The sequence below is a fragment of the Micromonospora sp. PLK6-60 genome, from assembly GCF_019890675.1.
Classification (GTDB): domain Bacteria; phylum Actinomycetota; class Actinomycetes; order Mycobacteriales; family Micromonosporaceae; genus Micromonospora.
The window spans coordinates 60,871-68,647 of record NZ_JAIOAA010000023.1; the positions used below are offsets into that span (position 1 = coordinate 60,871).

The window sequence follows — 7,777 nt, forward strand, 5'->3', positions numbered from 1 at the left end:
TCACCAGCCGAAGGTGCGGTCGACGGCGTCGAGCACCCGGTCGAGGTCGGGCAGGTACTCCTCCTCCACCCGGGAGGCCGGGTAGGGGGTGTCGAAGCCGGTCACCCGCAGCACCGGGGACTCCAGGGAGTAGAAGCACTCCTCGGTGATCCGGGCGGCGATCTCCGAGCCCAGGCCCAGGTTGCCCGGGGCCTCGTGGACGACCACGCAGCGGCCGGTGCGCCGCACCGACTCGTACGCGGCGGTCAGGTCCAGCGGGGAGAGCGTGCGCAGGTCGATGACCTCCAGCTCCCGGCCGTCCTCGGCGGCAGCGGTGGCCGCGTCCAGCGCGGTACGCACCATCGGCCCGTACGCCAGCACGGTGGCGTCGGTGCCGGCGCGGGCGACCCGCGCGGAGTGCAGCGGGTACGCGTCGGCGAGCGGGGCGTCCAGCTCGACCGGGCCCTTCTCCCAGTAGCGCCGCTTCGGCTCCAGGAAGACGATCGGGTCGTCCGAGGCGATCGCCTGCTGGATCATCACGTACGCGTCCTGCGGGTTCGCGCAGGTCACCACCTTCAGGCCGGCGGTGTGCGCGAAGTACGCCTCGGGCGACTCGGAGTGGTGCTCGACCGCGCCGATGCCGCCGCCGTACGGGATCCGGATGACCATCGGGATCCGGACCTTGCCCTGCGAGCGGTAGTGCATCTTCGCCACCTGCGACACGATCTGGTCGTACGCCGGGTAGACGAAGCCGTCGAACTGGATCTCGCAGATCGGCCGGTAGCCGCGGATGGCCAGGCCGACCGCGGTGCCGATGATGCCGGACTCGGCCAGCGGGGTGTCGATCACCCGCTGGTCGCCGAAGTCCTTCTGCAGGCCGTCGGTGATCCGGAAGACGCCGCCGAGCTTGCCGACGTCCTCGCCCATGATGACGACCTTCGGGTCGTTCTCCAGGGCCCGGCGCAGGCCGGCGGTGAGGGCCTTGCCGAGGGTGAGCGTCTCCGTGGCCATCAGTGGGCGCTCCCCTCGAACGACTCCAGGTACTGCGAGAACTGGGCCCGCTGCTCGTCGAGCTCCGGCGACCCGGTGGGGTAGACGTGGTCGAACATGCTGACCGGCTGCGGGTCGGGCAGGTTGAGCACCCGCTCGCGCAGGTGCACCGACTCGGCGCGGGCCTGCTCGTCGACGGACGCGAAGAAGTCCGCGTCGGCGATCTGCTGCCGGTCCAGGAACGCCTTCATCCGGGCGATCGGGTCCTTGGCCTGCCAGGCCTCGACCTCGCTGGCGATCCGGTACCGGGTCGGGTCGTCGGAGGTGGTGTGCGCGCCCATCCGGTAGGTGTACGCCTCGATCAGGCTCGGGCCCTGGCCGTTGCGCGCGTTGTCCAGCGCGTGCCGGGTCACCGCGTACGAGGCGAGCACGTCGTTGCCGTCCACCCGGACGCCGGGGAAGCCGAAGCCGCCGGCCCGGCGGTACAGCGGGACGCGGGTCTGCCGCTCCAGCGGCTCGGAGATGGCGTACTGGTTGTTCTGGCAGAAGAAGACCAGCGGGGCGTTGAAGACGCTGGCCCAGACGAACGCCTCGTTGACGTCGCCCTGGCTGGTGGCGCCGTCGCCGAAGTAGGCGATCACCGCCTCGCCGTCCTCGCCGCCGGTCTTGCCGTCCATGGCGACGCCCATCGCGTACCCGGTCGCGTGCAGGGTCTGCGCCCCGATGACGATCGTGTACATGTTGAACTTGAACTCGTTCGGGTCCCAGCCGCCCTGGTCGACGCCGCGGAACAGGCCCAGCGGCATGATCGGGTCGATGCCCCGGCAGTAGAGGACGCCGTGCTCCCGGTAGGTCGGGAAGGCCATGTCCTGGGCCCGCAGCGCGCGGCCGGAACCGACCTGCGCCGCCTCCTGGCCCAGCAGGCTGGCCCAGAGGCCCAGCTCGCCCTGGCGCTGGAGCGCGGTCGCCTCGGCGTCGAGCTTGCGGACCAGGACGAGGTCCCGGTAGAGCCCGCGGTACTCCTCGTCGGTGAAGTCGACGCGGTATTCCGTCCCGTCCGGGCCGGTCGCGCTCTCGATCCGCTCGCCCTCGGGCGTCAGCAGCTGTACGAGTTCCGGGTCACCGGCAGCTTGCTTGGAGCGGGGTGCGGCCCGCCGGCCGCGGCTGGTGACCCCGGGGTCGCCCTTTGCCATCCGTCTCTCCCTGTCGTGTCTGCGCCGGCGTCGGGGGTGACCCGGTCCGCGCAAGTGCTGCACCGACCCGGCAGGTGCCGGGTTGGTTCCTGGCGGCCGCGCCTAGCCCCGGTGAGGGTTGCCGCGCGGCGTGAGCCGGGTTCGTCGGGGCGAACCCGGTTCGGGAGCGCCGGCGCTCGTCCACGCCTGCCGCGGGGTGCGCGGAGGTCGCGGCTGCGTTGCCGTCGTGCCTGAATGATTGCAGAGGAGGTGAGCGGTCCCACAATATGGCCCGGCCACCAGTCGGTCTTCTGTCTGCTTCACCCCCGTCACGGCCTTTGTCCGGAGGCTCTTTCCGCTGGTCTGGCGTGGACCTTCCACGCCGACGGACATTTTGTGTGTCGACACGCGGTGGTGGCTGGTGAACTGACGGTCACTGGGTCAAGCTGTGGTGGCAGGCGGGGTTTTTGGGGCGTATGTCCGAGTTTCCCGTCCGGCGTGGCCTCCCTACCGACGACGAGGAGTGTGCCGGTGTCCGAGCCAGCTGACGGTCCGGGTGTCCCCCGACTCGGCCGGCACCGCACCGGTCCGGGCTACCGCCGGATGATCGGCGCGCACCGCGCCCCCGGTTCCGCCGTCCCCGCCCGCGGCTACCTGCTCACCGTGGCCCTGCTCGCCGGCACCGCGTCGATGCCGATCCTCGCCGCCTTCAGCGCCGGCTCGGCGACGGTCGGCGGGACGGCACTGCCGGACCACGGCACCCCGTTCCTGCCGACCCCGTCCGTCGGGCCGGTGGTGATCCAGCCGCCCGCCACGGGTCAGCCGCCCCGGCCCGCACCCAGCCGGACCGTGCCGGCGGTGCCGACCGGCTCGGTCCCGTTACTGCCGCCGTTCCTGCCACCGGCGCCCGCCGTCCCCGCCGGGCTGCCGCCCGTCGTGCCCGAATCACGGCGGGTGGTGCCACCGGCCGCGCCGCCGGCCGGCCGGGCGCCGCTCCCGTCGCCGAGCCGGTCGACCGTCCCGCCGCCGACCCGACCCGCGCCGGCTCCCTCGCCGAGCCGGCCGCCCCGGCCCACGAAGCCGTCGCCCACCCCGTCCGCCCCGCCGACGCCCGAGCCGACCGGCACCGTGGAGCCGACCGCGACCGCCGAGCCGACCGCCACCGCCGAGCCGAGCGGCACCGCCGAGCCGAGCGCGACGGCCTCCGAACCCGGCGCGGACCCCGCGCCGACCACCACCGGGCCCGGTGACCCGCCGTCGCCCGCCGACCCGTCCCCGACGGTCACCGGTGGCGACCCCGACCGGACGCCCGCGCCGCGCCCCACCCCGACGGACGCCCCGCCGACGGCCGTGCCGAGCCCGTCCCCGCAGCGCTCCGCCGCCCCGGTCCGGCCGTCCCGGTCCGCCGCGCCCGCGCCGGACGCCAGCCGGCGCGCGGTCGGAACGGCCGCCTCTCCGGCGGCGGCCGAAAGCCGCTGAGCGGCCGGGATGCGGTGTGGCAGCGCTCCCTGCCGGCGGCGGGCTCAGCGCTGCTGGCGGAGCATCGGCGGGTGCAGCAGGGTGGCCGGGCCGCGCCGGAAGAGCTGCGCCGGCCGGCCCCGATCGCCCTCGGTGGACCGGCCGACCGGCGTCACGAAGCCCGGGGTGCCGGTGACCTTGCGGTGGAAGTTGCGCGGGTCGAGGTGGGTGCCCCAGACCGTCTCGTAGACCGTGCGCAACTGCGCCACGGTGAACTCGGCCGGGCAGAAGGCCGTGGCGAGCGGGGTGTACTCCAGCTTGGCCCGGGCGCGTTCCAGCCCGTCGGCCAGGATCCGGTCGTGGTCGAAGGCGAGTCGCCGCCGGCCGAGCCCGGCGACGGGGACCCACTCGGCGGCGGCCGCGTCGGTGCCGGCGACCGGGGCCGGCAGGTCGGGCAGCAGCGCGAGCCAGGCCACGGTCACCACCCGGCCGCGCGGGTCCCGGCCCGGCCGGCCGTACGTGCCGAGCTGTTCGAGGTGCCCGGCGGGCTCGGGTAGGCCGGTCTCCTCGGCCAGCTCGCGGACGGCCGCGTCGGGCAGGTCCTCGTCGGCGCCGACGAAGCCGCCGGGCAGCGCCCACGCTCCCTCGTACGGCGGGACGCCCCGGCGGACCAGCAGCACGGCCAACTCGTCGGCGCGGACGGTCAGCACCACCAGGTCGACGGTCACCGCGAACGGCGGGTACTCGGCCATCTCTTTATCACCACCTTGACGATAAGGTACCAGAGCGTTTATCGTCGTGATGACGAAAAACAGGGGAGGGTGACCATCATGGCCGACGTTTCGCGGCGACTGTTCCTGCGCCACCTGCGGGGCACGCCGACCACCTGGGTACGGCTCGGGGTCGGCGGCCGGGTCCGGCAGGCGGGTGTCGGGCTCTCGTTCTGGTACCGGCCGTTGAACGCGGTGCTCAGCGAGGTGCCGGTGGACGACCGGGAGCTGCCGTTGCTGTTCCACGCCCGCACCGGCGACTTCGCCGACATCACCGTGCAGGCGACGGTGACCTACCGGGTGGCCGACCCGGCCCGCGCGGCCGACCGGCTCGACTTCTCCATCGACCCGCGCACCGGCAAGGCCCGGTCCCGGCCGCTCGACCAGGTGGCCACCCTGCTCGCCGAGCTGGCCCAGCAGCCGGCGCTCGACCTGCTGGCCCGGGTGCCGCTCGCCGAGGCGCTGACCACCGTCGCGCCGGTCCGCGAGGCGGTCGCCACCGCGCTCGGCGACGAGCCGCGCCTGGCCGAGCTGGGCGTGGCGGTGGTCAGCGCCCGGGTGGTCGCCATCCGTCCCGAGCCCGAGCTGGAGCGGGCCCTGCAGACGCCCACCCGGGAGGCGGTCCAGGTCGAGGCCGACCGGGCCACCTACGCCCGCCGCGCGCAGGCCGTCGAGCAGGAACGCTCGATCGCCGAGAACGAGCTGCAGAACAAGATCGAGCTGGCCCGGCGGGAGCAGCAACTGGTCGAGCAGCACGGGGCGAACAGCCGCCGCCGGGCCGAGCTGGACGCCGCCGCCGAACTGGCCGCGGCGCAGGGCAAGGCGGAGCGGGAGAAGGTCGCCAACGCGGCGGCGGCGGAGCGGGCCCGGGTGCTCGCCGCGGCCGAGGGGGAGAAGGAGCGCGTGCTCGCCACCGGCCGGGCCGAGGGCGTACGGGTGGTCGGGCACGCGGAGGCCGAGGCGGAGGCGGCGAAGCTGGCCGCGTACGCGGAACTGCCGCCGGAGGTGCTGCGGGCCCTGACCGTCCGGGAGATCGCCGGCCGGCTCCCGCAGATCGGGCAGCTCACCGTCACCCCCGACGTGGTGACCGACCTGCTGGCCCGGCTGGCCGGGCCCACGGCCGCGCGATGAGCGCGACCCTGGCCCCCCGGATGGTCGTGGTGAGCCGGCGCAGCGAGCTGGACGAGCTGCTGGCCCGGCACGGCACCCGGGCGGCCGCGGCCTGGTACCTGCGCGAGCGGGGCCGGGACCTGGCGGAGGTCGTCGACCGGCACGACGCCCTCCAGGCGGCGCTGACCACGGTCGGCGCCGCCGTCCCGGCCGACTGGCGGCGCGGCGCGGTGGACCGCGCCGACCTGCCCCGGTTCCTCTTCGGACCGGAGGACGTGGTGGTCGCGGTCGGGCCGGACGGGCTGGTCGCCAACGTGGCGAAGTACCTGGACCGGCAGCCGGTGATCGGGGTCGACCCGGAGCCCGGCCGCAACGCCGGCGTGCTGGTCCGGTTCACCGCCGGCCAGCTCGCCGGGCTGCTGCCGGCGGTGGTCGCGGGCGCCGCCCCGACCCGGGCCCGGACCATGGTCCGGGCCGCGCTCGACGACGGGCAGGAACTGGTCGGCCTCAACGAGGTGTACGTCGGGCACGCCGCCCACCAGTCCGCCCGCTACCAGCTCACCGTGCCCGTGGCGGGGCGGGCACGGCGGGAACGGCACTCCTCCTCCGGGGTGGTGGTCGGCAGCGGTACGGGGGCGACCGGCTGGTGCGCGTCCATCGCGCGGGACCGTCCGGGTGCGCCGCGCCCGCCCGCCCCGGAGGAGGGGGCGCTCTGCTGGTACGTCCGGGAGGCGTGGCCGTCCCCGGTGACCGGGGTGAGCCTCACCGCCGGCCGGCTGGACCGGGCCGATCGGCTGGAGATCGTCGCCGAGTCCGACGGTCTGGTCGCGTTCGCCGACGGCCTGGAGGCCGACCGCCTCTCCCTCGCCTGGGGCCAGCGGCTCACGGTCGACGTGGCCCCCCGCCACCTCAGCCTCGTCGAACCCTGAGCGGACGGCTCAGGTGTTAGGAGGGGGTCCCTGCTATACAAAATGCGTTAACAGAGGGCCCCTCCTTGCACCTCAGTCGCTGAGGCGGTCGCGGTTCGCCTCGATCCAGGCGTTCAGCGCGGCCGGATCGTCGGGGTCGACCCCGTCGGCCATCAGCTGGGCCACGGCGGCGGTGGCCGGGCTGCGCCGCTCGCCGGTGCTGTAGAGGCGGGCGAACTCCGGCACCAGCTCCTCGATCGCCCGGTCGGTGTCGGCCGCCGCCCGCGCCGGCAGCCCCCGCAGCCGGGCCGCGTACGCCGCCCAGGCGCGCAGCACCCGGGGCAGCAGGGCGGCGTCGTCCATGTCCAGCACCGCCCGGCGGTGCACCCAGTCCAGCAGGAACAGCTCGGCGACCATCGGGCTCCACCGCAGCGGGTCCGCGTCGGGGAAGCTCGCCGCGTGGTCCAGCAGCAGGCTGAGGCAGAAGTGCAGCGAGGCCAGGTCGTCGCCGTCCACCGCGTCCAGCCCGAACCGGGCCGCCTCGGGCGCGGCGAGGAAGGCGCGGACCAGCGCCGTCCGGTCGACCTCCGGCGGCACCGGCAGCGCGGGCACCGGCCCCGCCGGCAGCAGCGCCAGCCGGGCGCCGGCCAGGGCCCGGTCGGTGGCGAGGGAGCCCTCGGCCGGCAGTTCCTCCAGGTCGTCGGTGACGGCCAGGTGGCGGGAGACCTCCGCCCGCATCCGGGCCGGGTCCTCCTCACGGAACCAGGTCAGCTCGTCGGCGGTGCAGAGCTCCCGGGCCTGCTCGACCACCCGGCCGGCGGGACCGCCGACGAAGATGTCCTTCGCGATGCCGATGTTGTGGTCGACCAGGGCCACCAGCGCGTGCTCCGGGCCGCCCTCCTCGTCGTCGTAGGCGAAGGTGGCCAACCAGGAGGTCTGGTCGCCGTACACATCGCCGTAGCACCAGGCGCCGGTGAGCCGGACCCGGCCGAGCTGGCCGGCCCAGGCGGGCGCCAGCGCGCCGGCCCGGACCCGGGCGGCCCCCTCGGCGTCGGGGACCAGCGCGGCGAAGACCGAGCGGATGGTGGCCGCGGCGGCGCTGCGCCGCCGCGCGGTGGCGACCAGGAAGCCCGCGACGAACTCGCGCAGCGCGGTGTCGCGGTCGTGCTCGGCGACCGCGTACACGCTGCCGAGCAGCGCGGTGCCGAGCATCTCCGCGTCGAGGGCGCAGTCCAGCCTGGTCACGTCGCGGGCGGCGTGCAGCACCGCCTCGTAGGGAGTCTGTGGCGTGGCCATGGCACCGACCCTACGCCGGGTCGCCGTGATCGCCAGTGCGGCGGCCGGTGCGGGATCAGCGGCGGGCGGCGTCCCCCCCCGCCCCCCCGGCCCC

7 protein-coding genes are annotated in these 7,777 nt (G+C 75.3%); 3 read left to right on the forward strand and 4 right to left on the reverse strand.

What is annotated here, in order from left to right:
• Positions 1-990: an alpha-ketoacid dehydrogenase subunit beta gene (locus K7640_RS27575; RefSeq protein WP_222957848.1), complete on the reverse strand. Its 990-nt coding sequence runs from the start codon at positions 988-990 to the stop codon at positions 1-3.
• The gene (pdhA, locus tag K7640_RS27580) at positions 990-2,162 is read right to left on the reverse strand and encodes a pyruvate dehydrogenase (acetyl-transferring) E1 component subunit alpha (protein ID WP_222957849.1); all 1,173 of its coding nucleotides are present in this window, start codon (positions 2,160-2,162) and stop codon (positions 990-992) included. Before pdhA ends, K7640_RS27575 begins: the two co-directional genes overlap by 1 nt.
• A 510-nt stretch (positions 2,163-2,672) precedes the next feature.
• Here pdhA and K7640_RS27585 point away from each other — a divergent pair.
• Positions 2,673-3,620 (forward strand): hypothetical protein, encoded by a 948-nt coding sequence (locus K7640_RS27585; RefSeq protein WP_222957850.1) that lies wholly within the window; start codon positions 2,673-2,675, stop codon positions 3,618-3,620.
• A gap of 44 nt (positions 3,621-3,664) precedes the next feature.
• Here K7640_RS27585 and K7640_RS27590 read toward each other — a convergent pair whose 3' ends face one another.
• Complete coding sequence (locus K7640_RS27590) at positions 3,665-4,351, reverse strand: NUDIX domain-containing protein (RefSeq protein WP_222957851.1); 687 nt, start codon at positions 4,349-4,351, stop codon at positions 3,665-3,667.
• Between the two features lie 78 nt (positions 4,352-4,429).
• Between K7640_RS27590 and K7640_RS27595 the strand changes: the two genes are divergently transcribed.
• Complete coding sequence (locus K7640_RS27595; protein ID WP_222957852.1) at positions 4,430-5,500, forward strand: SPFH domain-containing protein; 1,071 nt, start codon at positions 4,430-4,432, stop codon at positions 5,498-5,500.
• The gene (locus K7640_RS27600) at positions 5,497-6,408 is read left to right on the forward strand and encodes a hypothetical protein (protein WP_222957853.1); all 912 of its coding nucleotides are present in this window, start codon (positions 5,497-5,499) and stop codon (positions 6,406-6,408) included. The genes K7640_RS27595 and K7640_RS27600 overlap by 4 nt, the downstream gene beginning before the upstream one ends.
• Positions 6,409-6,480: 72 nt before the next feature.
• On the opposite strand, the gene K7640_RS27605 is transcribed toward K7640_RS27600, so the two are convergent.
• Positions 6,481-7,683, reverse strand: coding sequence for a hypothetical protein (locus K7640_RS27605; RefSeq protein ID WP_222957854.1), 1,203 nt, complete (start codon positions 7,681-7,683; stop codon positions 6,481-6,483).
• Positions 7,684-7,777 lie beyond the last annotated feature (94 nt).

Excerpts from the sequence above, each read along its gene's own strand:
- K7640_RS27575 (WP_222957848.1), bottom strand. The coding sequence starts at position 990 with ATGGCCACGGAGACGCTCACCCTCGGCAAGGCCCTCACCGCCGGCCTG.
- pdhA (WP_222957849.1), bottom strand. The coding sequence starts at position 2,162 with ATGGCAAAGGGCGACCCCGGGGTCACCAGCCGCGGCCGGCGGGCCGCA.
- K7640_RS27590 (WP_222957851.1), bottom strand. The coding sequence starts at position 4,351 with ATGGCCGAGTACCCGCCGTTCGCGGTGACCGTCGACCTGGTGGTGCTG.
- K7640_RS27595 (WP_222957852.1), top strand. The coding sequence starts at position 4,430 with ATGGCCGACGTTTCGCGGCGACTGTTCCTGCGCCACCTGCGGGGCACG.
- K7640_RS27600 (WP_222957853.1), top strand. The coding sequence starts at position 5,497 with ATGAGCGCGACCCTGGCCCCCCGGATGGTCGTGGTGAGCCGGCGCAGC.
- K7640_RS27605 (WP_222957854.1), bottom strand. The coding sequence starts at position 7,683 with ATGGCCACGCCACAGACTCCCTACGAGGCGGTGCTGCACGCCGCCCGC.